Source organism: Nitratidesulfovibrio sp. SRB-5, assembly GCF_019931275.1.
GTDB lineage: Bacteria > Desulfobacterota > Desulfovibrionia > Desulfovibrionales > Desulfovibrionaceae > Cupidesulfovibrio.
Map to the genome: position 1 here is coordinate 387,246 of NZ_JAIOTY010000002.1, position 26,292 is coordinate 413,537.

The 26,292-nt window shown below is 67.8% G+C and carries 20 protein-coding genes; 7 read left to right on the forward strand and 13 right to left on the reverse strand.

The features are described 5' to 3' along the window. Positions 1–99: 99 nt before the first annotated feature. Together K6142_RS09170 and K6142_RS09175 are read right to left on the reverse strand one after the other, a co-directional pair. Positions 100–1,680, reverse strand: coding sequence for an ATP-binding protein (locus K6142_RS09170; RefSeq protein WP_190244496.1), 1,581 nt, complete (start codon positions 1,678–1,680; stop codon positions 100–102). Next, positions 1,677–2,504, reverse strand: coding sequence for a response regulator (locus K6142_RS09175; protein ID WP_012612756.1), 828 nt, complete (start codon positions 2,502–2,504; stop codon positions 1,677–1,679). The genes K6142_RS09170 and K6142_RS09175 overlap by 4 nt, the downstream gene beginning before the upstream one ends. A gap of 349 nt (positions 2,505–2,853) precedes the next feature. On the opposite strand from K6142_RS09175, the gene K6142_RS09180 reads away from it, so the two are divergent. The 5 genes from K6142_RS09180 (at position 2,854) to K6142_RS09200 (ending at position 8,422) form a co-directional block, all read left to right on the forward strand. Further along, on the forward strand, positions 2,854–4,002 hold the full coding sequence (locus tag K6142_RS09180) for an ABC transporter permease (protein ID WP_012612755.1): 1,149 nt from the start codon (positions 2,854–2,856) through the stop codon (positions 4,000–4,002). Between the two features lie 42 nt (positions 4,003–4,044). After that, the gene (locus K6142_RS09185; RefSeq protein ID WP_190244497.1) at positions 4,045–5,034 is read left to right on the forward strand and encodes an ABC transporter ATP-binding protein; all 990 of its coding nucleotides are present in this window, start codon (positions 4,045–4,047) and stop codon (positions 5,032–5,034) included. Positions 5,035–5,118: 84 nt separating this feature from the next. Further along, entirely contained in the window at positions 5,119–6,270 is a 1,152-nt protein-coding gene (locus K6142_RS09190) for an efflux RND transporter periplasmic adaptor subunit (protein ID WP_223380815.1), read from the forward strand. Between the two features lie 38 nt (positions 6,271–6,308). After that, a complete protein-coding gene (locus K6142_RS09195; RefSeq protein WP_223380816.1) occupies positions 6,309–7,937 on the forward strand; it encodes an efflux transporter outer membrane subunit in 1,629 nt (542 codons plus the stop codon). After that, the gene (locus tag K6142_RS09200) at positions 7,934–8,422 is read left to right on the forward strand and encodes an EF-hand domain-containing protein (RefSeq protein WP_190245540.1); all 489 of its coding nucleotides are present in this window, start codon (positions 7,934–7,936) and stop codon (positions 8,420–8,422) included. Before K6142_RS09195 ends, K6142_RS09200 begins: the two co-directional genes overlap by 4 nt. A gap of 269 nt (positions 8,423–8,691) precedes the next feature. Here K6142_RS09200 and K6142_RS09205 read toward each other — a convergent pair whose 3' ends face one another. Continuing rightward, positions 8,692–10,404 carry a sensor histidine kinase gene (locus K6142_RS09205; RefSeq protein WP_190245539.1) on the reverse strand — a complete coding sequence of 571 codons (1,713 nt, stop codon included), beginning with the start codon at positions 10,402–10,404 and terminating at the stop codon, positions 8,692–8,694. Further along, positions 10,385–11,221, reverse strand: a complete 837-nt coding sequence (locus K6142_RS09210) for a response regulator transcription factor (protein WP_190245538.1) — start codon at positions 11,219–11,221, stop codon at positions 10,385–10,387. The genes K6142_RS09205 and K6142_RS09210 overlap by 20 nt, the downstream gene beginning before the upstream one ends. Before the next feature lie 328 nt (positions 11,222–11,549). Here K6142_RS09210 and K6142_RS09215 point away from each other — a divergent pair, with 328 nt between their 5' ends. Together K6142_RS09215 and K6142_RS09220 are read left to right on the forward strand one after the other, a co-directional pair. Further along, positions 11,550–12,095: an RNA polymerase sigma factor gene (locus tag K6142_RS09215; protein ID WP_223290420.1), complete on the forward strand. Its 546-nt coding sequence runs from the start codon at positions 11,550–11,552 to the stop codon at positions 12,093–12,095. 246 nt (positions 12,096–12,341) lie between these two features. Next, on the forward strand, positions 12,342–13,229 hold the full coding sequence (locus tag K6142_RS09220) for a flagellin (protein ID WP_012612747.1): 888 nt from the start codon (positions 12,342–12,344) through the stop codon (positions 13,227–13,229). Positions 13,230–13,526: 297 nt separating this feature from the next. Here K6142_RS09220 and fliD read toward each other — a convergent pair whose 3' ends face one another. The 9 genes from fliD to K6142_RS09265 form a co-directional block, all read right to left on the reverse strand. Continuing rightward, entirely contained in the window at positions 13,527–15,266 is a 1,740-nt protein-coding gene (fliD, locus tag K6142_RS09225) for a flagellar filament capping protein FliD (protein WP_190245536.1), read from the reverse strand. 165 nt (positions 15,267–15,431) lie between these two features. Beyond that, entirely contained in the window at positions 15,432–16,925 is a 1,494-nt protein-coding gene (flgL, locus tag K6142_RS09230; protein WP_190245535.1) for a flagellar hook-associated protein FlgL, read from the reverse strand. A gap of 35 nt (positions 16,926–16,960) precedes the next feature. Continuing rightward, the gene (flgK, locus tag K6142_RS09235; RefSeq protein ID WP_190245534.1) at positions 16,961–19,033 is read right to left on the reverse strand and encodes a flagellar hook-associated protein FlgK; all 2,073 of its coding nucleotides are present in this window, start codon (positions 19,031–19,033) and stop codon (positions 16,961–16,963) included. A 214-nt stretch (positions 19,034–19,247) separates the two neighbouring features. Then, positions 19,248–20,825: a flagellar hook protein FlgE gene (locus K6142_RS09240; protein ID WP_190245533.1), complete on the reverse strand. Its 1,578-nt coding sequence runs from the start codon at positions 20,823–20,825 to the stop codon at positions 19,248–19,250. Positions 20,826–20,858: 33 nt separating this feature from the next. Next, positions 20,859–21,527 (reverse strand): flagellar hook assembly protein FlgD, encoded by a 669-nt coding sequence (locus tag K6142_RS09245; RefSeq protein WP_190245532.1) that lies wholly within the window; start codon positions 21,525–21,527, stop codon positions 20,859–20,861. Further along, the gene (locus tag K6142_RS09250; RefSeq protein WP_190245531.1) at positions 21,502–21,849 is read right to left on the reverse strand and encodes a zf-HC2 domain-containing protein; all 348 of its coding nucleotides are present in this window, start codon (positions 21,847–21,849) and stop codon (positions 21,502–21,504) included. Before K6142_RS09250 ends, K6142_RS09245 begins: the two co-directional genes overlap by 26 nt. A 373-nt stretch (positions 21,850–22,222) precedes the next feature. After that, a complete protein-coding gene (locus K6142_RS09255) occupies positions 22,223–22,636 on the reverse strand; it encodes a DUF2000 domain-containing protein (RefSeq protein ID WP_190245530.1) in 414 nt (137 codons plus the stop codon). 322 nt (positions 22,637–22,958) lie between these two features. Then, positions 22,959–24,041 (reverse strand): AraC family transcriptional regulator, encoded by a 1,083-nt coding sequence (locus K6142_RS09260; protein ID WP_190245529.1) that lies wholly within the window; start codon positions 24,039–24,041, stop codon positions 22,959–22,961. A 215-nt stretch (positions 24,042–24,256) separates the two neighbouring features. Next, a complete protein-coding gene (locus K6142_RS09265; RefSeq protein ID WP_190245528.1) occupies positions 24,257–25,900 on the reverse strand; it encodes an FmdE family protein in 1,644 nt (547 codons plus the stop codon). Positions 25,901–26,292: the final 392 nt, after the last annotated feature.

Below are 26,292 nucleotides of genomic sequence, written 5' to 3' on the forward strand. Positions count from 1 at the left end.
GCAATGCCGGGCGCGCGGCGAATACGCGCCTGTGGGGAGGGACGCGGGGAAAGGGGCGGGACACGCCGGGGTGCCCCGGTCCTTCGGGGTGGTGGTGGATTACGTGCGTTCGCGGTGCACGCGGGGCAGGTGCAGCAGGGCTTCCAGTCCGCCGCCCTCGCGGTTGGCCAGGATGATGTCGCCGCCGTGCTGTCGGGCGATGTTGCGGGCGATGGACAGGCCAAGGCCGCTGCCGCCGGTCTGGCGGTTGCGCGAATGCTCCACGCGGAAGAACGGTTCGAACACCTTGTCCGTGCAGTGTTCCGGCAGGCCGGGGCCCCTGTCGCGGATGGCCACGGTCAGCGTGTCGCCCGTGTCCCGCACTTCCACGTCCACCTGTCCGCCGCCGTACCGCACCGCGTTTTCCAGCAGGTTGGACAGGCAGCGCTTCAGCGCCAGGGGTTGGGCCTGGATGTGGGTGGGGCGCCCTTCGGCGGTGCCGTGCACGGTAATGCGCAGCGGCGTCTGCCCTGCCTGTCCCGCCTGTATGGTCTGTCCCGTTTGCCCCGCATGCAGGTCCAGGCAGTCCTCGGCCAGGCTTTCCAGCAGGGCGGCCACGTCCACGGCGGCGGTGGCCTCGCGGCTGTCGGTGCTGCGCACGAAGTCGATGGTGGTGGAAAGCAGGTCCCGTATTTCGTCAAGGTCCGTCAGGAACCGTTCGCGCAGTTCCGGCGGCTCCACCTGGTCCGCGCGCAGGCGCATGCGGGTGACCGGGGTGCGCAGGTCGTGCGAGATGGCGGCCAGCAGCCGCCCGCGCTCGTCCACGAACTGGCGGATGCGGTCCTGCATGCGGTTGAAGGCCTGCGCCGCGCGGCGGATTTCCAGCGGGCCGCGCTCCGGCAGGGGCGCGCGCACCAGCCCGGCGCCGAATTCGTCGGCGGCGTCGGCCAGCATGCGCAGGGGACGGGTCATCCAGCCCACCACGATCAGGCCCAGCAGGGCCACGCCCACGATGCGCCAGCCCAGATCCCACAGCATGGGGTGGGGTATCCATGGCCGGTCACCACCGGGCAGCACGTGGGTGAATACAGCCCACATGCCATCGCGCAGGCGTATGCCCACGGTGTAGCCGATGTCGTAATGGCCGTCGTCGGCGCGGCCCGGTGGTGGCGGCGGGCGGCGCCCCACGTCGCGGGCAATGCCGTCCACCCGGCAGACAAGCTGCATGTCCGGGGCCAGCAGCCCGCGCAGATGGTCCGCGAAGATGGCGGAATACACGTCGGCGGCCAGGGCGGGCATGCCCGGTGTGCCGGACGTGCCCGGCGTGCCCGGTGCGCCGGACACTTCGGACGGGGGCATGCTGCCATGGGGGGTGATGGGCGGGGTGGCGGTCAGGGCGATGCGGCTGGCACCCTGCACCATCTGTCCGATCATGTCCGTCCGGACATCGGGCCGGGCGGCATCCAGCAGCAGGGCCTGCCCCGCAAGGCGCATGGCGGCCTGGCGGGCCACGGAACTGTAGACGAACGGTCCGCCGCGCGTGACCACGTACAGCATGCTGACGATCTGGATGAGCACCATGCCGCACGCCAGCACCAGCACCACCCTGCCGCGCAGGGTGCGCGGGGGCAGTGCCGCCAGAAGCCGCGCGAAGGGGAACGGCGGCCTTGCGGCCGGGGGGGCGGCGTTGGCGGGTGTCATGCGTCTGCCGGGCCCGGGAAGGGACGAGGGGGCGTGCCGGGCCCGAAGCCCGTTGCGCCATCCGTTGCGCCATTGGGGGCACCATCGGTTCCGGCATCGCGTTCCACGTCGGTGGCCAGGTAGTAGCCGTCGCCGCGCACGGTCTTGATGATCTGCGGCTCGCGTCCGTTGTCGCGCAGCCGGGTGCGCAGGCGGCTGACCAGCACGTCTATGGACCGGTCAAAGGCTTCCGCCGCGCGGCCCTGGGTCAGGTCCAGCAACTGGTCGCGGCTCATCACCCTGTTGGGATACTTCAAGAAAAACCGTAGCAGACGGTATTCCGCGCCGCTCAGGTTCACCACCACCCCGTCCGGGGCCACCAGGTGGCGCGGCACCGTGTCCAGCGTCCACCCGGCAAAGCGGATGGTGCGCGACATGGCCTCCGGCTCTGCCTTGGCGATGTTTTCGGGCAGGGCGCGGGCGCGGCGCAGCACGGTGCGGATGCGGGCCACCAGTTCGCGCGGGTTGAACGGCTTGGCCACGTAGTCGTCGGCGCCCAGTTCCAGCCCGATGATGCGGTCGGTGTCGTCGTCCAGCGCGGTCAGCATGATCACCGGCAATTCGGACCGGGCGCGCAGCTTGCGGCACAGGGTCAGCCCGTCGTCTCCGGGCAGCATCACGTCCAGCACCACGAGGTCGTAGCGGCCCACCTCGAGCATGCGGAACATTTCGCTGCCGTCGGCGGCGGATTCGGCGCGAAAGCCGTGCTTGTCCAGATAGCCTGTGAGCAGGGCGCGGATTTCGGGGTCGTCGTCCACGACCAGGATGTGTTCCGGGGTGTTCATGGGCCACCTATAGCGCCGCGCCGCAGCCCGTGCACGGGTTTTTTGCAACACAGTGTTTCCGCCGCGCCGGGTGCAATACGCGGCAACACTTTGCCTGTTGCGGCAACGGAGCGGCAACGGGCAACACATACACCGGTTACGCCGCGAGGCTAGAACCCCGGTCACGCGTCGTTCCTTTTCGCAGGGGAGGCAAACGGGCCGGGCGGTTTTCCCCCTTCCTCCCCGAATCGCCGGGATGGTCCCGGCGCAGGCCGTCGGGCGCCGCATGCAACGTCGGCGCTCCGGCTTCCCGTTTCGCTCTCCGCCCCTGCGAAAGGAATGCGCGGCACCAACAGCCATCGGAATCCGCATGTACCAGATAGCGCTCAAGATGCTGCTCGCCAACCGGGGCAAGTACCTCGGCATGGTGCTGAGCCTGGCCTTCACCTCGCTGATAATGACCCAGCAGCCCGCCGTGTTCGCCAGCATTCTTGCCCGTACCTACGGCCTCATCGACGATATCGCCATTGCCGACATCTGGGTCATGGACCCGCAGGCCCAGTCGGTGGAGGAATCGAAGGCCATGCCCGACACGCGCCTGTCGCTGGTGCGCAGCGTCAGCGGCGTGGAATGGGCCGTGCCCCTGCACAAGGGCCAGCTGAAGGTGCGCCTGCCCGACGGCAACACCGTGGGCTGCGGGCTCATCGGCGTGGACGACGTGTCGCTCATCGGCGCGCCGGGCGTCATGCGGTCCGGCAGCATGGCCGACCTGCGCATGGGCGACGCCGTGGTGGTGGACGCCGAGGGGGCGTCAAAGCGCCTGGCCGTGCAGACGGACCACGGCCTGCGCCCCCTGGGCGCGGGTGACGCGCTGGAGGTCAACGACCGCCGCGCCGTGGTGGTGGGCGTGGTCAACGCCACCCCCACCTTCCAGTCGCAGCCCACTCTTTATACCACCTATTCGCGGGTGAAGATGTTCAACAAGAGCGAGCGCAAGCTGATGTCCTTCGTGCTGGTAAAAGCCCAGCCGGGGCAGGACCACCGCGCGCTGGCCGCGCGCATTGCGTCGGAAACGGGGCTCACGGCCCTGACCGCCGACGATTTCCGCGCGCGGACGTTGCAGCACTTCATCAAGCGCACGGCCATCATCATGCACTTCGGCACCACCATTCTCATGAGCTTCTGCATCGGCGCAGTGGTCACCGGGCTGATGTTCCACAACTTCACCCAGGACGCGTTGCGCCACTTCGGCGTGCTGAAGGCCATGGGCGCCGACGACCGCACCCTGCTGCTGATGATCCTGTCGCAGGCCCTGCTGGTGGCGGGCACCGGCTTCGGCATCGGGGTGGGCATGGCCATGATCATGGGCAACCTGCCCGGCGACCCCATGGGCATGCGCCTTTCGCCGCTGATTCTGGCGGTGGGCGGCGGCGCGGTGCTGTCCATCACCCTGGTTTCGGCGGCGCTCAGCATCCGTCAGGTGCTGCGGCTGGAACCGGCCATGGTGTTCAAGCAGTAGGCCGACAGGCAACAGGAACAGGTACGCATGCAGGACAGGAACATGGATATCGCGGACCGCGGCTCCACCCCGCCATACATACATTACGGGTCCGGCATGCCCGGCATGCACCACGGGCCCGGCATGTCTGGCATGACCGACATGCCCGGGATGTCTGGCATGTCTGGCATGTCTGGCGACCCCGCCGTGGTCTGCGCCGGGCTGCGCAAGCGCTACGGAGAAGGGGCCACCGCCGTGCACGCCCTGCGCGGCGTGGACCTGACCGTGCAACGCGGCGAACTGCTCATGCTGGTGGGTCCCTCCGGCTGCGGCAAGACCACGCTCATTTCGGTCATGGCGGGCATCCTCGACCCCACGGAGGGCAGCTGCCGCATCCTGGGGCAGGACATGACCGCCCTTGCCCCCCGGCCCCGCGCGGCCTTTCGCGCCCGGAACATCGGCTTCGTGTTCCAGGCCTACAACCTCAATCCGGCCCTGACGGCGGCGGAGAACGTCTCCGTGCCGCTGCGCATCTGCGGCGCGCCGCTGCGCGAGGCCATGCGCAAGGCAGAAGCCGCGCTGGACATGGTGGGGCTGGGCGACAAGGCGGAATCCGCCCCCGGCGACCTTTCCGGCGGGCAGCAGCAGCGGGTGGCCATTGCCCGCGCCCTGGTGCACCAGCCGCAACTGATCGTCTGCGACGAGCCCACCAGCGCCCTGGATCACGCCAACGGGCAGCGGGTCATGGAACTGCTGCGCCGGGTGGGCACCGTGGATGGCCGGGCGCTGGTCATCGTCACCCACGATGCCCGCATCTTCGAGTTTGCCGACCGCATCGCCGAACTGGACGACGGCCGGGTGACCCGCGTGGGTACGCCCGGCGCCCTGTCCGCGCCGTCGGGCGTGCCGGTGGCGGCGGACATGCCCGGCGACGCCCACGGCGCGAAACCCGATCCGGCCTGCGCCAAAGCGTGGTCACCCGAATGCGCAACCCCGCCCGGCGGCAATGCCACGGGCACGCCCGCGCGGATGTCTGGTCGCCGCGCGGACTGAGCCCCGCCGTCCACCCCTTCCCGATCACCCGCAAGGCCGCCCCGCCCGCATGCGGCGCACCCTGATACCCAGAAAGAGACACTCATGCGACGCAACATCATTCTTGCCTACGTCCTTCCCGCCCTGGCCCTCGCGGGCCTCGCAGCGGGCGTCGTGCACGCCTCGCGCACGTCGGCGCCGCCCGCCCCGGTGCCCCCGGTGGCCGATCCTGCCGCGCCGCCCTACGAACGGTACATCAGCGGTTCCGGCATAGTGGAGGCGGCCAGCCGCGACGTGGGCGTGGCCACGCCCACGTCCGGAGTCATTGTGGAGATTCCCGTCACCGTGGGAGACGCGGTGAGGAAGGGCGACATGCTGTTCCGGCTGGACGACCGCGAGCGCAAGGCGGCCCTGGCGCAGCAGAGGGCGGCCCTGGCGGTGGCCCGCGCCCGGGTGGCCGAGGCCCGCGTGGCGCTGGAAAAGGCCCGTGCCGACGCCGCCCGCGTGCGCAGCCTGCGCGACGGACGCGCCGTGAGCGCCGAAGAGGCGGCCCAGCGCGGCTACGCCGAGGACGCCGCCCGCACCGCGCTGGCTTCGGCCACGGCGGATGCGGCCCAGGCCGAAGCGGCGGCCCGGGCCATAGAGGTGGACCTGGACCGGCTGTGCGTGCGCGCCCCCATGGATGCCACGGTGTTGCAGGTGAACGTGAGCGAGGGCGAATACGCCACGGCGGGCGCGCTTTCCACGCCGCTGGTCATGCTGGGCGACGTCAGCCGCCTGCACGTGCGGGTGGACATCGACGAGAACATCGCCTGGCGCTACCGCGCGGGCATGCCCGCCACGGTGTTTCTGCGCGGCAACCGCGATTTTTCCGCGCCGTTGCGCTTCGTGCGGGTGGAGCCCTACGTGCTGCCCAAGACGTCCCTGACCGGCGACACCACAGAGCGTGTGGACATCCGCGTGTTGCAGGTGCTGTACGCCTTCGACGTCCGGGATATGCCCGCCTACGTGGGTCAGCAGGTGGACGTGTATTTCGATGACACCGGACCCCGCGCCGGGATCGGCCCGGCGGCGGGCGGCATGGCCCGCATGGGGGACGACGCGCCGGGTTCGACGGGCCGCGTCGGTGAGGCGGGCGCCGTGGCGGTGGAGCGGTCCGCCGTCGGAGGGGCCATGCCCGAAGTGGTGGTGCCGGTGCGCGACCTGAAAAAGGGCGCAGGCTCCCGGAGACCTGCCGACGCGGGGGTACGGGGATGACCGCGCCGTTGCGCCCGAGGTGCCGGGGTGCGGGAGGAATGTCCCCACGCCCCGTGTCGAACCGCCTTTCGTGGCTCCGGGGCGTGCCGTGCCGCCCATGCGTCCTGCCGGGCGTCCTGCCGGGCCTCCTGCTGTGCGCGGTGCTGGCGGCGGGCTGCGCCGCCGCGCCCGCCGCGCCGCGCCCCGACATGCCCGCCGCGTGGAGCACGGGGGCGTCCGCCCTGCCTTTCGCCACCGGGGCGGGCGGCCTGCCTTCCGCCACCGGGGCGGGCGGCCTGCCTTCCGCCACCGGGGCGGGCGCGCAGGCCGCGCACTCCGGCGCGACGCTGGCCCGCTGGTGGGGCACCTTTGGCGATCCGGCGCTGGACCGTCTGCTGGCCCGTGCCGCCACCGCCAACTTCGATGTGCGCATCGCCGCCGAAAAGGTGCGCGAGGCCCGCGCCGCCGCGCGCGAGGCCGGGGCCAGCCTTGGTCCCACGGTCACCGGTTCCGCCTCCGGCACCCGCATCCGCTCCGGCACGGGCGAGGCGCAGTCCTCCGGCTCGCGCGATGGCAACGTGTATGCCACGGGCCTGGACATGGCCTGGGAAATCGATCTGTTCGGGCGGCTGCGCGCCACCCGCGAGGCCCGCGTGGCCGATGCCCAGGCGGCGGAAGAGGACCGGCGCGACACCCTGGTCACCCTGCTGGCAGAGGTGGCCACCCAGTACGTGACCCTGCGTCAGGCCCAGAACGAACTGGCCCTTACCCGCGACATCGCGGCCAGCCGGGCCGAAACCCTGGCCCTGGTCACCGACCGGCGCGACGCGGGCCTTGCCGGGGACATCGACGTGGCGCAGGCCGCCGCGCTGTGGCATGCCGCGCAGGCCGACGCCGCCGAGTATGAAAACAACGCCTGGGCGGCCCTGGCCCGTCTGGAACGCCTGACGGGCGCGGCACCCGGCGAACTGCGGCCCGTGCTGGAGGTGGCCGCGCCCATTCCGGTGCCCGCGCGGGAGGTGCCCGTGGGCCTGCCCGCAGACCTGCTGCTGCGCCGCCCGGACATCCGCGCGGCGGAGCGCACCCTGGCAGCGGCGGCGTCGGACCTTGCCGCCACCACGGCGGAACGCTGGCCCACGCTCAGCCTGTCGGCCACGCTGGGGTCGCAGGCGTCCACGGTGAACAGGCTGTTGTCTTCGGGCAGCGGGGTGTGGTCCGTGGCCCCGGCGCTGGGGCTGACCCTGTTCGATTCCGGAGCCACCACGGCGCGCATCGAACAGGCCGACGCCCGGCGCGAACAGGCCGCACTGGCCTATCTTTCCACGGCCCGCACGGCGGTGGAGGAGGCGGAAACCGCCCTGTACGCCGTGGACCGCCAGCAGCGCAGGTTGCCCGATCTGGCCGCCGTGCTGGAGGCGGACCGTACCGCCCTCGTCCTTGCCCGGGACCGCTACCGGGCGGGGCTGACCGATTTTCTGGCCGTGGCCGATGCCGAGCGCGAACTGTCCACCGCCGCCCTGACCCACGTACGGGCGCGGGCGGCGCTGGCCACCCGCGCCATCACCCTGTACCGGGCGCTGGGCGGCGGCTGGGCCGCGACGCAGGGCGAGGAACGGGCCAGCGTTTCCGCCACGGGGCTTGCCCCCGCCCCCACGCCGCCTGCCGCAGGCGTGGACGCCGCATCATGACCGACAAGACCATATGGCACGACCATGGCGCCCGCGCGGAATCACCCGACGTGGCGCGTCCGGGAGAACCCGCGATGAAAGAGTCCCGCATTCCCCTGATTACCGCCCTGTTCTGCGGCCTGCTGCTGCATACGGAATTCACGGCCATGGCGGAGCACGGTGTTGCCACCCCTGGCGACGCGGCCCCGGCGGTTGAAGCGCCGCCTTCGACCACGCCGGGTTCAGCGGCCACGCGAAAGGAGCAGGGGCATCGTTTCGACCTGGCCGACCGCGACCATGACGGCAGCCTGAGCCGCGAGGAGGCCGCCCACCCCGAAACCGGCCTGCCCGTGGTGACCCGCGAATTTGCCAACATCGACACCAACGGCGACGGCAAGCTGAGCAAGGCCGAACTGCTGCGCTTTGCCCGTGAACGGCGCCAAGCCAATCATGCGAATCAGACCAATCATGCGAATCAGGCCCGGCGGGTCGACCCGAAGTCGTGACGGCGGTATGCCCGGCAGGCCGACCCTGCATCGTGACGGCGGCATGCCGGGCAGTTTCGACCCAGTAAAGAAATGTAAAGACGCCACCCGGCAAAATTTGCCCGGCTTTGCCCGCCCCGCACACTGTTGTGCGGGGCGGTCTGCTTTGGGTGACAAGGGCTTTGGCTGCGGGAGCCAGCAAGGACTGGCGTGGCGGGCGGGGAAGGTGCCGGGGCATCCGGTCCGGCGGCGCAAGGCCGACGGGCGGAGCGGCGATGCGCACCGCGCCCCTAGGCGGGCAGGCGGATGGTAACCTGCAACCCGCCCGTGGGCAGGTTTTCGGCGGCTATGGTGCCGCCGTGCAGTTCCACGGCGCGCTGGGCGATGGCCAGGCCAAGCCCGGTGCCCGTGCCGCGCGGGGCATTGCCCGCCCGGAAGAACGGCACGAAAAGCATGGGCAGGTCGGCTTCGGGGACGCCCGGCCCCTGGTCCCGGACGGAAATGACCACCTGCCGTTCCGGCCCGGAACCGTTGTCGGCTCCGGCTCCCCGGCTGGCGTCGCAGGTTTTCCGGCAGGTGTCGCGGCATGCGCCCACGGGGGTGCCGGACGGTTCTGCCCGGTCCGCCACGCAGGACAGGGTCACGGTTACCTGCGTATCCGGCGGCGAGAACTTCAGGGCGTTCTGCACCACGTTGTCCAGCGCGCCGTACAGCATTTCGCGCATGCCGTGAAAGGCCGCGCACGGGGTGTTCACGCGCAGTTCCACCCGCTTGGCGTCCGCGCGGGCCTGAAAGTCGGTTTCGTCCGCCAGTTGAGTCAGCATGGCTTGCAGGTCGAACCATGCGGGCGGCGCCTCCTCTTTCTGCTGGTCCAGGTGCCCGGTGGCCAGCAGATGGGCGCTGAGGGTCGAAAGGCGTTCCGCATCGCGGCGGATGCGTTCCAGAAAGCGCTGCGATTCGGGCGAGACGGTGCGCGAGGCCATTTCCAGCGCCAGCGACACGCGCGAAAGGGGCGAACGCATCTCGTGCGACACGTCGTGCAGCAGGCGACGCTGGGTTTGCAGCAGTTCTTCGGTGCGCGCGGCCATGGTGTTGAAGTCGCGGGCAAGGCGCGCCAGTTCGGTGCCGTGGGTGGCCACATCGCCGGTGACGCGCGCCTGCAGGTCGCCCCGGGCAAAGCGTTGCAGCGCGCTGCCCACTTCGCCTATGGGCCTGCTGGCCTGGCGCAGCAGCAGGTGCAGCACCCCGCCCGCCAGCACCATGGCCACGGCCAGGGGCAGCACGAAGGGGGGCAGGCGCATGTCCGGCGGGGTGGGCATGTCCTTGCGCAGGGTCAGCACGCCGTGCGCGCCGCCGGGCAGGTCGATGGGGTCGGCCATCAGCACGGCCGGGCGCAAGGTGAACGGCTGCGGAAAGTCCAACTGGGTGGCCCCCGTGTCGCGTGCGTCCTCGGCCTGCTCGCGTGCCTCGGCCTGAATGGCGGCCTCCGTTTCCGGCGATTGCCAGACGGGTTCGCGGGGAGGTTCAGTGGGCGGGGGACCGGGGGGGATGCGTCCTTCCAGGGCGCCCAGGATGCGTTCCGACCAGGACAGTTGCGGAGGCGGCCCCATGGGCAGACCGGGAAGGGGGCCTGCCGGGCCGGTTCCGCCTGCCGCGACGGCGCGCGGTTTCGTGCCGTCCCGCTCATCCGGGAAGGGGGGCGGACCAAAGGGTACAGGCATCACCGGGCCGTTGTCGGCCAGCGGCTGCAATCCGGCGTCGTGCACCACCACGCGCACGCCGCGCTCGCGCAGCGTGCCCAGCAGGGCGTCCAGCTTGTCCGTGCGCCCTTCGGCCAGATATTCGGAAACGCGGTCGCCCAGCAGGTCCAGCAGCACGGCGTTCATCTCGAAGGGGCCGCGCCTGGGGCGCTCCTCCAGCCGGAACCGGACGAAGGTGCCCAGGGTGAAGATGCCGCAGCCGACCAGCAGCAGCACCAGCAGCCTAACCGGCCACGTTCTCATGCCCCGTCCCGAGGCTCGGTTCCGCCGCGTCCTGCCCGCCGAAGGTGGATTCCGTGGGAGAAACGCGGAAGTAGTACCCCGACCCGCGCACCGTGCCCACGCGGGGTTGGCCGTCGTCGCAGGGGCCCAGCTTCTTGCGCAGGTTGCTGACGTGCACGTCGATGGACCTGTCGAAGGGCAGGATTTCGCGCCCCAGTACCCCGCGCGAGATGTCCTCGCGCGCGACGGTTGCGCCTTCGGCCTCCAGCAGCAGGACCAGGATGGCGTACTCCACGGGGGTCAGGGGCAGGGGGGCGCCGTCGCGCAGGGCCGTGCGGGCCGAACGGTCCACGGTAATGCCCCCGAAGGACAGGTTGCGCTTGCGGTACGGCCCCACGCCACCGATGCAGCCCACGCCGCCCGAACCCGCGCCGGTCCCTGCTCCCGCCATTCCCGCCGCTGCCCCCATTCCATGAACACGGGTGCGGCGCAGCACGGCGCGCAGGCGCGCCAGCAGTTCGCGTGGCACGAAAGGTTTGGGGACGTAGTCGTCCGCGCCCATCTCCAGCCCCACGATGCGGTCCACGTCGTCGCCGCGCCCGGTCAGCATGAGCACGGGCAGGGCCGAACGGGAACGGATGGTGCCGAGCACGTCGAAGCCGCTGGCGTCTGGCAGGGCCACGTCCAGCAGGGCCGCGTCGTAGTCGCCCGAAAGGGCGCGCGCCAACCCCTGTCCACCGGTGTGGCAGGGTTCAACGGCAAGCCCTTCGGGAGCAAGATATTCGGTCAGTAATGCGCAGAGTTCCTTGTCGTCGTCGATCAACAAGACTCGATCCATGATGTCACCCTCTGGGCGGTGGCACATATTTCCCGGTTGCCGCTTGCGACCGGGTATACTGCAAGAATTGCGCCCGAATGATTTCCGTGAATGTAAAACAATGTAAGCTAGTGTGTCTGATGTTTTCAAAACCCTACCTGTCCTGAACGGACAATGTGGGTGGCCTGGCGTATGGATACTGACAGCCCGTCATGTACGGGACTTGGCTTTTCCACAATTTCCGGCGTGGTGCATGGACCCGGTTGCCGCAATTCCGGCTCCACAGAACGCACGACTGGAGATGAAGATGGAAGCCAATACAGGAACCACTACGGATATAGCGGCATGCATGACCGGCGACGGAAAGGCATGGCGCCGTTTCGTGTCTGTCTATGCCCCGGTGATCCACAAGGCCGTGCACTACACCCTTCAGTGGAACGGAGGGGATGCCGCGGGGCTCGACGCGCAGGACGTGACGCAGGAGGTGTTCTGCCGCCTGGTGGGCGACGGGTTCCGCCTGCTGTCCACCTACAATCCTGCCCGGGCGGGCCTGGCCACATGGCTTACCGTGGTGGCCAGGTCCACCGCGCTCGACTGCCTGCGGGCGCGCCGCACCGAACGGATGACACGGCAGGTTCCCTATACCCCCGAACTGGAGGAGGAACTTGCCGAACGGCTGTGGGCCGAGGCCCCGGCTTCGGTCCCGGACGACCGCGGGATGCTGGACCTGCCCCCCGGGCTGCTGAGCAGGCGGCAGGGTACCGTGCTGCGACTGTTGTTCCAGGATGACCTCGATACCGATGAAGTGGCGCGCACGCTGGACATCCATCCCAAGACCGTGCGCAGTCTGAAGCAGAACGCCCTTGCGCGGCTGCGCCATCACTTCTGCCTGTGATGCCGCCGCGCAACGCAAAGGCCCGGAATGTTCCGGGCCTTTTCTTTGTGCCAAAGGCAGGCGGCGCAGGCAATGCAAAGTAATGCAAAGTTACTGTTATGAACGTTAATTGCGTGGCTTTTAGAGTGGTTATGGAAAATTGAAAATTAAGAGAGCGGCGTATCTGCGTCGATAGGATCAACAAGCATGCGCTGCATGCATGGCAGAGGCACACAAGGATAGTGCATTTTTCATGGAGGAAAAACCATGTCTCTCGTCGTCAACAACAACTTTACGGCGCTCACAACGGCAAATACGCTCAACGCTACCTACAACAAGCTTGAAAAGTCCACCCAGCGTCTGTCGTCCGGCCTGCGCATCAATTCGGCAGCAGACGATGCCGCCGGTCTTGCCATCCGCGAACTGATGCGTTCCGACATCACGGCGTTGAACCAGGGCGTTCGCAACGCCAACGACGCCATTTCGCTGATCCAGACGGCGGACGGCGCCATGGAAACCATCGACGAAAAGCTCATCCGCATGAAGGAACTGGCGGAACAGGCCGCCACCGGTACCTACAATTCGGACCAGCGCCTGATCATCGATTCGGAATACCAGGCCATGGCCTCGGAAATTACCCGAATCGCCAATGCCACGGACTTCAACGGCATCGCGCTGCTGAACGGCAACCTGTCCAATTCGACCTACGATGGTTCGGGCCTGACTTCCACGGGGCAGTTGCACATCCACTTCGGCTCCGGCAACGACAGCGCGCAGGACTACTACGAAATCCGCATCGGCTCGGTGTCGGCCAAGTCGCTGGGCCTCGGCAACACCGCCAGCGGCAACGGGTCCAGCATCTCCACCCAGCAGGCCGCCCAGGACGCGCTGGATGCCATCGACAACGCCATCATCTCCAAGGATCAGATCCGTGCCTCGCTGGGCGCCATGCAGAACCGGCTGGAAGCCACCATCACCAACCTCGAGACCCAGTCCGAGAACCTTTCCGCCGCCGAATCACGCATCTCGGACGTGGACGTCTCGCTGGAAATGACCGAGTACACCAAGCAGCAGGTGCTGGCGCAGACCGCCGTGGCCATGCTGTCGCAGGCCAATTCGCTGCCGCAGATGGCGCTTTCGCTGATCGGCGGTTAGTCCGTCTTTTCGGGGAGCGAGCCGGAGCGGGTTGCTGCCCGGCTATGGAACGACTGGGGAAACACCAACGGCAAGGGGCCGGGCATATGCCCGGCCCCTTTTGCGCGCGTGCTGCAAGGATGCGCCGCCTTTTCCCATGCGGACCGGGGGAAGTCCCTTGGCGCACGCCCGGCGCGAAGGGGGGATGCCGACGGGGTACGCTGGCTTCCGCGTGCTGCGCGAACCATGCGCGAGGCAGATGCACTGGAGGTACGAGCCCGAGCGACGACTCCGAAGACGGTCGCGGAGGAGTGGCCCCTAGTCGCTGCTCAGCGAAGCCAGCAGGGAATCGATGGTGGAGGACAGGTTGTCGTAGCTGGTGAGCAGGGTTTCCAGACCGGAATAGCGGGAGCGCAGGCGGCTTTCCACCAGCCCCAGCCGTTCCTCCTCGCGCGAGATGGACTGCGCGTACTGGTCCAGGATGTCCTGAAAGCTGTCCTCCATGATCTGGAGGGAGCCTTTGCTGCTGGTCATGTCTTCCAGGGTGTCGATGAACTGCCCTATCTTGCCCTGCTTCAGGGAAACGGAGCCGGTGTAGGAGCCGTCGGACGTGTTGTTCACGGTAAGGGCAAGGCCCTTTTCGTCCTTTCCCGAGGCGCCGGTGATGGTCCCGCCCGAGATGGAGGCGGCGTTGCCGTTGATGTACGCCTCCACGATCTCGCCGTTCTCGATGCGGTACGAGACGTCGTATTGGCCCGCTTTGGTGGTGCCGGAGATGGCGCTGCCGAAGGAAAAATCGCCGGAATCGGTACTGCCCGCCACGTCGGCAGACAGCAGTTCGGCCACCGCGTTGGGGTCCTTCTTTATGGCCGCTTCCAGGTCGTCGTAGTCGATGACCAGCAGGCCGAAGGTCTCCGAGTCTTCGTCGGCGTCGGTGGAAATGCCGATGGTGGAAAGGCTGGTGAACAGGTCGCCCGTTTCGCTGCCAGAATCGTAGTAGGAAAAACCCAGCCCCTTCGTGGACAGGATGCTCTTGAGCGTGCTCTGCACCAGCTTGATGCCGTAGTTGCTGGCCAGAACCGAAGCGGAGGTGGAATCGTCTTCGGCGTCATCCTCGTCGTCGGAGTCGGAAGCCGTGGACGTGGATACGGACGACGACACCGTTCCCTGGCTGCGCAGGTCCATCAGCAGTTGCAGCACCGTATTGATGCTGCCGACCACGGTTTCCACGGCCCCGACCATGGCGTCGGTATCCAGCGTGACGTCGATGTTCACGCCGTCGCTGCCGGTGGCTTTCTTGAGTTGCAGGGTCACCCCGTCGATGACGTCGTCGATGGTATTGGCGCTGCGTTCCATCCACTCGTCGGCGGCGGAGGGAAAACCGTCCACCTTGATCTGGGCGTTCTGGGCCTTCTGGGTGTTGGTGAAGGCGTCCGGCCCCATGGCGTCGAAGCCGGTGTCCTTTATGGTCACGGTGTTGTCCGCGCCAAGGTCCATGCCGCGTATTTGCAGGTGGTAGGCGTTGCCTTCGTTGATGATGCTGGCGCGCACGTCGTCGTTGTTGCCGCTGGCGCCGTTGATGAGGCTGGCGAACTCCGAAAGGGTGGTGCCGCCCGGCACGTCCAGGGTGTACGTCGTGTCGCCGTAAGTGAACGAAAAGGTCTGGTCGGTGTCGGTGATCACCGTGCTGGTGGCGGCGTACCCGTCGTCGCTGCTCCAGATGTCGTTCCTGGCCAGTTGGTTCACCACCACGGTGTGCGAGCTTTCCTCCGCGTCGTTGTCGGCGGTGACGGTGACGCAGGTTTCGTCGGAAGAGGTGGCGCCCTTGGCGAGGAAGTCGGACACGCTGCTGTAGTCTTGCAGGGTCTGGTACAGCGTGGTCATCTGCGTTTGCAGATCCTGCACGGCGGCCAGCTTGGCTTCGTAGCTCGTCTGCGCCGAAAGCATGGCGTTGTACCGGTATTCCTCCACGGCCATTTGGGCCTCAATGATTTCGTCCCAGTCGGTGCCGGTGTTCAGGCCGGTGAAGGTGATGGAGCCGGACCAGTATTCGGACATGATGACCTCCGTGAATGCCGGGGGGCGGGCAATGCGGGCGCCAGGGGGAATCGGGCCGGAGCCGGAGATGCGCCGGACATGCGCCGGACATGCGCCGGACATGCGCCAGCCCGGCGCCAGCCCGGCGTCGGGCTGATGCCGGAGCAGGGGCTGGCCGGGTCCGAATCAGAGGTAATCGAGCAGGCTCAGCTTCATGACGGCGGCCTGGGTACTGAGCACCGCCTCGTAGACGGTGGTGAGCTTGGAAAGCTGGGTGGCCAGTTCGGTGGTGTCGGCGTCCACCACGTTGCTCACGGCATTCTTGGCCGTGGAGGTGAGCAGGGTGTTGGCCGTCTCGATATGCTCCAGACGCACCTCGCGCGCACCGATGTTGCTGGCGGCGGAAAGCATCTTGGCCTGGCCTGCCGTGATGGCCTCCAGGCTTTCGGCAATGCCTTCGGCGTCGTTGGTTTCCAGGTAGCCGATGAACTGGCCGATGGCCTCGAACAGGTCGTCGTCCCCCGTGCCGGCGTAACTTTCGCCATCCGCGCTGTAGAGCCCGCCGAACACGTCCAGCCCGCAGCTGTTGATGGCGATGCTGGTGGAGGTGGAAACGCGGACCGTGAGGGCCGTGGAGTCGGAGGAGACGATAAAGGTGTCGCCCGCCGCAAGGTCGCTGCCGCTGCCTGCGGAAAGCGCCAGGGTGCCGCCGGGTACGGTCAGGGTGCCGTTGTCGGAACTCTGCACGTCCGACCAGTTGAGCCCCCCGTCCGTCGAATAGCTGTACGCGACGGGGCCGGTCACCGTGGTGTCGTCCTCCATGCGCACCACCACCGAGTTGCTGAAGGTGCCGGTGGGCGTGGCGGTGACGTCGGTGTTGCTCTGGGCGGTCACCTGGGCGCCGTCGTCGGCATCGCCGGTGTATATGGCCGCCGGGCGCACGGTGATGCGCGTGCCAGCGCTGGTGTCGTCATCCGACACGGCGGAGACGCCGGTGCCGTCCTGCATGTGCACCTGTATCCCGTCGCAGGCCAGGGTGGCCTCGCCTGCGGCCAGGGTGCCCTCCGTCCAGGTGTCGCCACCGTCGGAGGAATAGCGGTAGGTGATGTCGTCCGTGCCCACGGTGCCGTCGCCGGTGAATTCGATGCGGATGCTCTGGTCCGCCTCGCCCTCTACCGACAGCACCGCGCTGCCCGCGCCCGAGGCCAGGGTGGTGCCGCTCACCGTGGTCCCCAGGCCCAGGCTGTAGGCCGTGCCGCCGGAGTCGCGCCCGGCGAAGATGGACTGCCCGTTGTACCGGGTGCTGGCGTAGGTGATGAGTTGCTCGTACAGCCCCCGCGCCTCTTCGGCGATGGCCAGCCGGTTGGCGTCGGTCAGGGTGCCGGTGGCGGCCTGTTCCGCCAGTTCGATGAGGCTGGCGAGCGCCGTGCTGGCATCGCCCAGGGTGTCGTCCGCCAGCGAGAGCCAGCCCTTGGCCGTGTCCACGTTGCTTTGGTACTGGGTAAGCTGGCTGATCAGCGTGGAATTGGTCAGGGCCACCTCTGTCCCGTACGGGTCGTCCGACGGGCAGTTGATGCGTTGTTGCGTGGCCATCTGGATGGTCAGCCTGTTGATGTTGGATTGCAGTCGAGTCATGTATTTCAACGAGTTGCTGTAGGTCATGTTTGTCGAGATGCGCATGGTTGGCTCCTGTGCGGCAGGGCGCGGGCGGGCGCCTAATCCCGTAGCGAAAGGATGGTGTCGAACATGGAGTTCGCCACCTGAATGAGCTGTGCGGCGATGCTGTACGACTGCTGGTACTTGGTAAGGTTGAGAAGCTCCTCCTCCGTGCTCACGCCGGAGATGCTCTGCTGCATGTCGTCGGCATTGTCGGCCAGGGTACTGTAGTAGGTGTACTTTCTGGCGGAAGTATCCACGTCCGTGCCCACGGTGGACGCCAGGGCGGCCAGTTGCTTGCTCAGCGTCTTGGAGACGGAGCCGCTTCCGATGTTCAGCGTCACCTTGGTGTCCGCCAGGGCCGCAAGATTGTTGGCGCAGGTGCTGTCGCCGGAAAGGGCCTCGCCCGAGGCGTCCACCACGCCCGCGTTGACCCGGTTGGGGTCGTTCAGCACGGAATCGGACACCGTGATGGTGCCCGCGTCGGACCCCGAGAAGAAGGTGTTGATGCCCAGCGCGGCGAGCAGCCCGGAGGTGTCGCCCGCGAACTGGAACGACATGCCGTCCGTCGCGGCGATGGTGAGCTGCCCGTTGTTGATGGAGGCGGTGAGCTGGCCGGAAAACGTGGTGTTGATGGTGTCGGCCACGTCTTGCAGGCTGTCGGATGCGGGGTCGATGGCGATGGACGACAGCGTGGACACCTCTCCGGTGTCGTCGTCGTACACCGAGATGGACAGGGTGCCCGAGCCCAGTCGGTCGGCGTAGGCAAGGCTGCTGTCTGCCAGGGGCGTGGTGGCGCTGCCCGTGGAGTTTTCGGCGGTGACGGACGAGAAGCCGGTCAGGCCCGCGCCCTGGCTGTGCACGTAGTTGACCTGCCAGGCCAGCTCTTCCGCCAGGGCGTCCAGCGTCTCCAGGTAACTGCCCACGTATTGGTCGCGGGTGGCCAGCAGCCCGGCTAGGCTGCCGCCCGAAAGGCGGTTGTTGCTGCCCGACGCGGTGACGTCGACGGGGGTGACGTTCACCTTTCCGGAGGTGGTCTGGTACCAGTACACCCCCGACTTCGCCATGACGGCGAAGTCGTCGCCCACGGCCAGCGTGCCGCCCGCTGCCGCGCCGGAATCCGTCGCCGAACCGAACCAGATGGACACCCCGGCTACGGTCACCTTGTCGTCCGCGCCCGATGCCGTGAACAGCAGGGCATTGCCGGAATCGTCGGTGAGCCAGGTTTTCCCGCCGTCCAGCGAGACCTTGTAGGTGGCCGCACTGGCCGTACCGTCCGCAGAGCCGGAGGTGACGAACTCCAGGGCGATTTCGTGGCTGCTTTCGCCCTCGAAGTAGATTTGCCCGTCGAAGGTGGAGGCGGACGTCAGCGACTGGGTGGCCTGCGGCCCCTCGTAGGCCAGCTTGCAGGTGTTGCCGCCCTGCACCAGGGTCTGGCCCTCGCCGGTGTACACGGTCACCTGGCCGTCGCTGTTGTACACCACGGAAAGGTCGAGGTAGGTGGCCAGATCGCGCAGGGTCGTGGCCTGGCTGTCCAGCAGGGTGGCGTTTTCCGGATCGCTGGCCAGTTGCGAGTTGAGGTCGGCCAGGGTGTTCAGCAGGTCGTTGATGTCGTCCACCTGCTGTTCGATCTGGGTGTTCAGGCTGGTCTGTACGGCTTCCAGGCTGTCGCTGGTGGAATTGATGAGCGCGGTCAGGGTTTCGGCATACCCGGTCAGCTCGGTACGGGCGGCTTCGCTTTCCGGGTCCGCGGCCAGCGCATCGAGGCTGGTCCAGAAGGCGTCCAGCGCGGTGGACAGGTCGTAGCCTTCGTCGTCGCTGTCGTCGAACAGCGTCTCGATGGACGAAAGCGCGGAGGTTATGGTCTCCCACATGGAGGCATCGGAACTGTACGACAGGTACTGCGACTCCACCGTGTAGCTGAAGTGGCGGGTGATCTCGGCAACTTCCGCCCCGGAGCCGTAGGTGTAGCTGCCGCTGCTGACCGTGGGGCCGGTGGTGTACTGCACCGTTTGCCGCGAGTAGCCGGTCACGTCGGCGTTGGCCAGGTTGTTGCTGGTCACCGAGATGCCGACCTGCGCGTTGCTGAGCGCGCTGGCGCCGATGTTGAAAATGGAGTTGAGCGAAGACATGGCGCGTCCTTACGGGCATGCGGGCAGGCCCGTGCGTTGCGGGTGGGGTATTCCGGCCCGTTCCCGGACGGAGACGGGAAGGGGCCGGAATACCTGCCTTGGGCGGCTCCATCCCCCTGGCCTTCCGGGCGGGCGGGATGCCCGACAGGAGGCTGGCAGGACGGCAGGGCCGGTCGCGCCGGGGCTCGACGATGCCCCCGGCGCGCCGCGTGCCCTAGCGCTTCAGGCCAAGCGCGGTCTGGAGCATTTCGTCCACGGTGGTGATGACCTTGCTGTTGGCCTGGTAGGCGCGCTGCATCACGATGAGGTCGACCATCTCGGTAGAGACGTCCACGTTGGATTCCTCCAGCTTTTCCCCGTAGATGCTGCCGTAGATGCCCTGCCCGGCCCTGCCGATGTTGGCCGTGCCCGATTCGGTGGTGGCCGAGTACAGGTTGCCGCCTTCCAGTTGCAGGCCCTGGTCGTTGTTGAAGCTGGCAAGGGCCACGATGAACAGGGCCTGGGTCTGGCCGTTGGAGTAGGTGGCGTAGATGACCCCGCCCTCGTCCACGTAGTAGCTGGTCAGGTAGCCCGTGGCGTAGCCGTTCTGGCTGGAACTGTCGGTGCTGCTGGCCGAATCGTGGCTGGTGGCGCGGTCGGTGTCGTAGGCGGTGGAGGTGAAGCCGAACAGCAGCGTGCCGTCCGTGCCGATGTCCGCCGCGCTGGTCACGGTGGTGTTCCAGCCGTCGGTGATGGACTTGGCGGACAGGCCGAAGTCCAGTTCGACCTGGATGGCGTCTGCCTCATCGGTGGTGCTGGCGTTGGCCGACCCGGAAAAGTTGCACGCGAACACCGGCAGGCCGTCGGTGGAAAGTTCGGCCAGGGTCCAGTTGGAAAGGTCTGTCAGGTCGCCGCTGGCGGTGGAGCTGAGCGTGAAGGCAGTCTGCGAGACCAGCGCGCCGGTGGCGTCGAAGGACAGCGTGCCCGCCATCAGCAGGCCGGCGGCGGATGTGCCCGACACGCTCTGGCCGCCGATGGTGCGCACGTCCTCGCTGGGGTCCATGGTGACGATGTATTCCCAGGTGGTGGAGCCGGTGGTGGAGTCCTCCACCTGGTCGAAGTACACGGTCAGTTCATGGGCGGACCCGGCCTCGTCGTACACGGTGATGGTGGTCTGGTACTCGTACTTGGTGGTGCCCAGGGGGTCGTCGGCGCTGCCGTCCCATTCCGTCAGCAGCGAGAAGTACGGGTCGGTGGTGGAGGTGGAGTTGTCGTCGCCGCCGGAATCCAGGTTCACCGTCAGGGTCACGTTGGTGGTGGCCGAAGCGGGCGAGGTGCGGCTCTTGAGCTGGATGTCGCCCAAGGCCCCGGTGGTGGACGGATCGGTGGAACTGGCGGTGTCCGGGTCCACGGCCCAGCCCTGCACCTGGTAGCCGGAGGAGTTCACCAGGTAGCCTTCGGTGTTGAACGTGAAGTCCCCGGCGCGGGTGTAGTATATCTGGCCGTCGTTCTGGGGGTCTTCCACGATGAAGTAGCCCACGCCCCCGATGGCCATGTTCATGGCCTGGGAAGTGCTTTGATACGAGCCTTGCGAGAAGTCTGTGGCAATGGCCGATATCGTGGAGCCATTGCCGATCTGGTCGATGCCGCCGGACGTGGTGATGGAGGAATAGAACACGTCCTCGAACAGCATGGACATGGACTTGTAGCCCGTGGTGCTGGAGTTCGCGAGGTTGTTGCCGATGACGCTGATGGATTCCGCAGTGCTCAGCAGCCCAGAAACGCTGGCATACATGGAGGAGGAAAGGCCCATGGCGTGCTCCCGCGACAGTGCGCGTGCTGGTTGTTATGCGTCGGAGGAGACGACGCTGTAGACGTCTTCGAGGTTCACCGTGCGGCCATCGGACAGGGTGAGCACCGTGGTGCCGTTTTCCACGGAGACGCCGGAAACCGTGCCCGCCACCATGGTGGAGACCTCCAGGCTGCCGCCGTCCTCGTCGTAGGCTTCGAACACCACGCTGTAGGTTCCGTTGGCCGCTTCGGCGCCGGTGTAGTTGGTGCCGTCCCAGCTGAAGGTGTAGGTGCCGCTGTCCGTGGCGCCGAGGGAGACGGAATTGATGATGGTGCCGCTGGAGTTGTAGACGTGCGCGGTAAGGCTTTGCGCGTCCGACTCCAGGGTGAAGGAGACCACGGTGGTGGCGTCGTCGGTCTTGGATATGTCGTCACCCTCGGCCAGCACGGACTGTCCGATGAAGCTCACGGCCGAGTTCAGGCTCATGGCCGTCAGCGAGTCGTAGATGGACGTGGCCGTGTCGTTGAGGGCCGACAGCTGCTCCACCGTGGAGAACGAGGCGATCTGGTTGATCATCTCGGTGTTGTCGGCGGGGTTGGTGGGGTCCTGGTTCTGCAATTCCGCGATGAGCAGTTGCAGAAAGGCGTCGGAATCAAGCGTGGTTCCGCTGCTGGACGTCGATGACGTGCTGGCGGCGCTAGCCAAGGATGAGATAGTGGTCATTGCCGTCCTCCGTGCCCTGATCCGTTCCGTGACCCGCGCCCGGTTGCGCTTCGTGTCGGCTTCCGAACGCCAGTGCCGCCTCGATGACCTCGAACGGCGTCTTCACTTCCGCAGCCTTCAGAATCTTGCGCAGTTCCAGAAGATCTTCCCTGCATGACCTGCACGCCGCAAAATGCGATTCAAGACGCTTGCGTTCTGCCGATGTGGCCGTCTTCTCCAGGTAACAGGCGATCATGTTTGCGCCGGGACATGGTGAAGTGTCCGTGCACAGTCCTTCCTCGATGGAATGGAGCACCGTCATGTGGTGCCGTTGCTGTCTCATGGGCTGAACTTCCGTGCTGAGGTGTGAAGGCCCTGTTGTCCGTATGTACGGATGCGGCAGCACGAAATGCCCATCAAGAGACGGAAAGAGATGTAAAGGTGGCTTTACGAAGAAGGGGAGACGGGAAGGCGGGGCGGAAGGGCAGGTCGGTGAGGATGGCGGGCGAAGGGCCACCCGCAGGACAATCAAGGCAGGACGGCCCGGGGCGTTACGGGCCTTGGGACGACTGGGGCGGGCGCGGAAACGGCAAAGGGCCGGACATGTCCGGCCCTTTGCGGTGCAAGAGGGGGTCTGGGGGTGCAAGATGGGATGGTGCGATGGCGGGAACCTTCCGCGCGCACCGGTAACACGGGAGGCGGCAGGGACGGGGCTTTCAGCGCAGCATGGGCAGCGCGCCGCACAGGCCGTCCACGGCGCTGCGCTCGCCCACGAGGGCTATGCCCACGAAGCTGAGGTCGTCGTGGCCGGTGGCGGCCATGCGTTGCGTGTAGGCGTCATAGCTGCGCGCCGTGCGCGCCGTGTGGGTAAAGGCCACGCAGTACAGTCCGCGTTCGGCGGCCCTGCGGCGCAGGTCGGGCAGGGCTTCGGGCGCGGCCTGCAGCACGGGAATGGGCAGTTGGGTGATGCCGGGGTGTTCGTCGCCGTCGCCGTCGGTGACGGCGGGGCCCACGATTTCCGGAAAGGCCCGGCCCACGGACAGGGACAGCACGGCGGCGGCGTTGGCGGCCACCCCGCCCGGCAGGTTGCCGTCGAGCACGATGGCGAATTTGGTGGCATCAAGGTTCATGCGCGATCTCCCATGGGGTGCGGCATGCACCGTCCGGCAGACATGGACGAAGGGGTCTGGTTGCCCCAAGGCATCTGTCGGCGGGCATCCCGCGTTGCCGGATGAAGGTTGACGGCGTGCGGTCACGCCGGACCATGGCCTAGCATCGGGGGAAACTGGCGTATGGAAGGATTTTGCGGCGGTGGAACCCGGAGGGGCGGGAAGGGGGCGCGGCAGGACCGAATGGGACCGAATGGGGCCGGACAGGACCGGACAGGACCGGACAGGACAGGGCAGGGAGCAGCAGGACAGGGAACAACAGGACAGTACAGGGGCTGCGGCGTCAGGCGTCGGCGGTGGTTGCTCCGGCGTGTTGCGCGTCGGCCCCGCCCTGCTGGTACTGGCGGGGTGTGGCCCCGGTCAGGTCGCGGAACACGCGCGAGAAGTGGCTCTGGTCGGAGAAGCCGGTTTCCGCCGCCACATGGCTGATGGAGTGCCCTGCCGCCAGCAGGCCCTTTGCCGCCTCCACCCGCAGTTGGGTCTGGTAGGCGTGCGGGGGCAGGCCCGTGGCCTGCTGGAACATGCGCAGCAGGTGGCAGCGGCTGCGCCCGGCCAGACGGGCCAGGTCGTCCAGGCGTACCGGATCGGCCACGTGGTCGCGCAGGTGGCGACGCACCGCGTCGATTATGGCCGTGGTTTCGGGAGGGACGGCGGTTTCGGGCCGGGGTGCGGCTGCGGCGGGCCGGGGCTGCGGGGGCGCGTCGGCGGGAAACGACGGGTTCGTGGCGGGGCCTGCACCGGATGCGGGCAGGCAGTGGCGGGCCAGCAGCAGTTCCGCCGCCTGCACCAGCAGCGACTGCTTTTCCAGCACCGAGTCGCCGCGCGACACCGCATCGTACAGGGCCGACCACGCGGCCATGGTCTGCGCGCAGTCCACCACCGGAGCGCGGAAGCGGGGCAGCGGGGCCGGGCTGGCGCAATCGTCGGGGGTGCCGGAAGCACCGGGTTCGCCCGGCGCACCTGATCCCGCCCGTTCGCCTGATGCGCCCCGGGCATTGGCCGGGGCGAGGTGCTCCGGCGGCTCGGGCGCGGACGCCAGTTCGGCCAGTTCCGCCTGTCCGGCCAGCTCCGCCAGCCATGCCGGGTCCACGTAGAACATGCGGTAGGCGAAGAAGGTGTCGCGGTCGGGGTTGCAGGCGTGCACCCGGTCCGGCTCTATGAGCACCAGCTGTCCGGCCACGGCCCAGTGCGATGCGCCCTCCAGCATGAACGAGGCGGCCCCGCCGTCCATGATGCCGATGGAATACGCGGCATGGGTGTGACGGCGGAAGGTTTCCTCGTTGTAGCTCGACCGGCGCACCTCCACCTCGGGCAGGTCCGGGTCGCGCCAGAAGCGGACGGCGGCGTGGCGTGGGGTGCGGCTCATGGGGCGAGTATCGGGGGGCTTGCCGGGTGCGTCAAGTGGGAGGGGACGGGAAGGAGCGGCGGCGCAGGGGAGCGCGGGCCAGACACGCCAGATTCCCGGCTCATCAAGTTCCACAGGTACGGCAGTCCCACAGGTCCGGCAGGTGCGGGCCACGAAAAAACCGGGGCAGCGTTGGCTGCCCCGGTGTCGTTGGCGGAACGGGTGTCTTGCAGGGTTTACTTCCCGAACGGGCACTTGGGATACGTGCAGCTCTTGCATTCCATGCACAGGCCGCCGTCGCCCAGCTTGGCCAGGTCGCGCCGGGTGATTTCCACCCCGGCCAGCAGGCGCGGCAGCAGGATGTCCAGCGCGGTGGTCTTGAAGAACAGCGCACAGGCGGGCACGCCCACCACCTGTACGGGGTGGGGCGCCTGTTCGCTGGCAATGCGCCCCACAAGGCTCATGGTGCCGGGCAGCATGGGCAGGCCGTACAGCATGTCGGTAAGCCCCGCGTCCATCAGGCCCTTGCGGGTCACGTCGTCCGGGTCCACGGACAGCCCGGCGGTGGTCACCACCAGGTCCGCCCCGGCGGCGATCAGGTCGCGCACGCCCTGGGTGATCAGGGCCGCGTCGTCGGGGGCGAACACGGTCTTCACCACCTCGCAGTTCAGGCGCTGGGCCTTCTGGGTGATGATGGGCGCAAACTTGTCCTGGATCAGGCCCTGGAACACCTCGGTGCCGGTGACCAGGATGCCGATCCTGGCGGCACGCATGGGCAGCACCTGAAGCAGCGGGCCGTCCTGCAACATGGCCGTGGCCTTGATGAAATTCTCGCGCGAAAGGTACAGCGGAATGGCCCGCGTGCCCGCCACCTTGGCGCCTTCCAGCACCATGCTGTAGCCCTGGCGGGTGGCGCACATCACGTCGGGCACCAGGTTGAAGCGTTCCAGCCGGTCGGTGTCCACCATCAGCAGGCCGTCGCGGGTGGCGGTAAGGTTGGCCTTGCCCTCGCGCGGGTCCGCAAGCATGGCCACGCCCTCGCCCGCCAGCATGGCGGCGAAGGTCTTGGCGGCCTCGTCCTCGTGCACCCAGGCGTCATCGGATTCGGCGGCGTCCTGCACGTAGATGGAGTTGCGCCCCATCATCTGCAGGCGGCAGATGTCCCCGGCGGTCAGTTCCTGCCCGGCGGTGAACTCCGCGTCCTTGTGCTCGCCGGGCACGATGCGGGTCATGTCGTGCAGGGCGCGCTTGCCCACGGCCTCGGCCACGGGCACGGCGTGCAGGGCTGGCTGGCCCTCGAAGGCGAAGCCGGGCCCGGCATGGTAGGGCGATTCACCCTGGCACGAACGGCAGATGCCGCCCGAGGACACCGGATAGTATTCGCCGCACAGCGGGCAGCGGCCCACCAGCCCCTTGCCCTTGTGGCCCAGCCGGTCGGGCCGCACGGTGATGGGCCGGGCGGTCAGGATGTCCGGCCCCGCCTCCTTGATCTGCGCCTGCAACAGCGGCGTGTCCTGGTCCTTCTTGGGCTTCAGCTTCAGGAACCAGGTGCGGATTTCCTCCCACGGGCCCATCTTGTCCACGTCCAGGTGCACGCGCACGCCTTCGCCGGTGCGCTTGTCGAACAGCGACACCGCGTAGATGCCGAAGTTCATGATGCGCAGCCAGCCGTTGCCCACCGTGCAGGGGGTCAGCAGCTGCACCGCGTCGGGCAGACACTGTTCGGTCTCGGAAATGGCGTCGAACAGGATGCCTTCCGGCAGGCCCCGGCGGGCCAGTTCGACCATGTAGCCCCCGATGATCAGGCCGGGTGCCGGATAGCCGTGGAAATTGCGCGCCACTTCCATGAATTCGTCGTGGGTGTGTGGACCGATGAGCATGTGGTGGTTCTCGTGAAGGCAAGGGTTGCGTGAACGGCGCGGCGGCGGGAGCCGACCGGGAAAGCCTGCGTCGAACGGCGTTCGCGCGCATGCCATTCCCGCTGTTGCGAGTGCGTGTCCGCGCGCGGTCGTGTGGGCGTATTAGCCCAAAATACCAGTGTATTGCAGTGAAAAAACCCGCCCTGCGGCAGGACACTAGCAGGTTTTGGGGCGGCAGTCACGGAAGCGCGACTTGGCGTGACATTGGCACCATGGCGCACGCATGCGGCTCCGATGCTGCCCGTCGCTCTTCCCGGCGCTTCCCTTGTGGCTCTCCCGCCATCCTGCCGTGGCAACCCTGCCATGGTCACGGGTTGGATGCAAAGCGTGTAGGATACGCCCTACATCCGTCT

Bases quoted from the DNA above. Each gene is read 5' to 3' on its own strand.
- K6142_RS09170 (WP_190244496.1), bottom strand. From the start codon at position 1,680: ATGACACCCGCCAACGCCGCCCCCCCGGCCGCAAGGCCGCCGTTCCCC.
- K6142_RS09175 (WP_012612756.1), bottom strand. From the start codon at position 2,504: ATGAACACCCCGGAACACATCCTGGTCGTGGACGACGACCCCGAAATC.
- K6142_RS09180 (WP_012612755.1), top strand. From the start codon at position 2,854: ATGTACCAGATAGCGCTCAAGATGCTGCTCGCCAACCGGGGCAAGTAC.
- K6142_RS09185 (WP_190244497.1), top strand. From the start codon at position 4,045: ATGGATATCGCGGACCGCGGCTCCACCCCGCCATACATACATTACGGG.
- K6142_RS09190 (WP_223380815.1), top strand. From the start codon at position 5,119: ATGCGACGCAACATCATTCTTGCCTACGTCCTTCCCGCCCTGGCCCTC.
- K6142_RS09195 (WP_223380816.1), top strand. From the start codon at position 6,309: ATGTCCCCACGCCCCGTGTCGAACCGCCTTTCGTGGCTCCGGGGCGTG.
- K6142_RS09200 (WP_190245540.1), top strand. From the start codon at position 7,934: ATGACCGACAAGACCATATGGCACGACCATGGCGCCCGCGCGGAATCA.
- K6142_RS09205 (WP_190245539.1), bottom strand. From the start codon at position 10,404: ATGAGAACGTGGCCGGTTAGGCTGCTGGTGCTGCTGCTGGTCGGCTGC.
- K6142_RS09210 (WP_190245538.1), bottom strand. From the start codon at position 11,221: ATGGATCGAGTCTTGTTGATCGACGACGACAAGGAACTCTGCGCATTA.
- K6142_RS09215 (WP_223290420.1), top strand. From the start codon at position 11,550: ATGACCGGCGACGGAAAGGCATGGCGCCGTTTCGTGTCTGTCTATGCC.
- K6142_RS09220 (WP_012612747.1), top strand. From the start codon at position 12,342: ATGTCTCTCGTCGTCAACAACAACTTTACGGCGCTCACAACGGCAAAT.
- fliD (WP_190245536.1), bottom strand. From the start codon at position 15,266: ATGTCCGAATACTGGTCCGGCTCCATCACCTTCACCGGCCTGAACACC.
- flgL (WP_190245535.1), bottom strand. From the start codon at position 16,925: ATGCGCATCTCGACAAACATGACCTACAGCAACTCGTTGAAATACATG.
- flgK (WP_190245534.1), bottom strand. From the start codon at position 19,033: ATGTCTTCGCTCAACTCCATTTTCAACATCGGCGCCAGCGCGCTCAGC.
- K6142_RS09240 (WP_190245533.1), bottom strand. From the start codon at position 20,825: ATGGGCCTTTCCTCCTCCATGTATGCCAGCGTTTCTGGGCTGCTGAGC.
- K6142_RS09245 (WP_190245532.1), bottom strand. From the start codon at position 21,527: ATGACCACTATCTCATCCTTGGCTAGCGCCGCCAGCACGTCATCGACG.
- K6142_RS09250 (WP_190245531.1), bottom strand. From the start codon at position 21,849: ATGAGACAGCAACGGCACCACATGACGGTGCTCCATTCCATCGAGGAA.
- K6142_RS09255 (WP_190245530.1), bottom strand. From the start codon at position 22,636: ATGAACCTTGATGCCACCAAATTCGCCATCGTGCTCGACGGCAACCTG.
- K6142_RS09260 (WP_190245529.1), bottom strand. From the start codon at position 24,041: ATGAGCCGCACCCCACGCCACGCCGCCGTCCGCTTCTGGCGCGACCCG.
- K6142_RS09265 (WP_190245528.1), bottom strand. From the start codon at position 25,900: ATGCTCATCGGTCCACACACCCACGACGAATTCATGGAAGTGGCGCGC.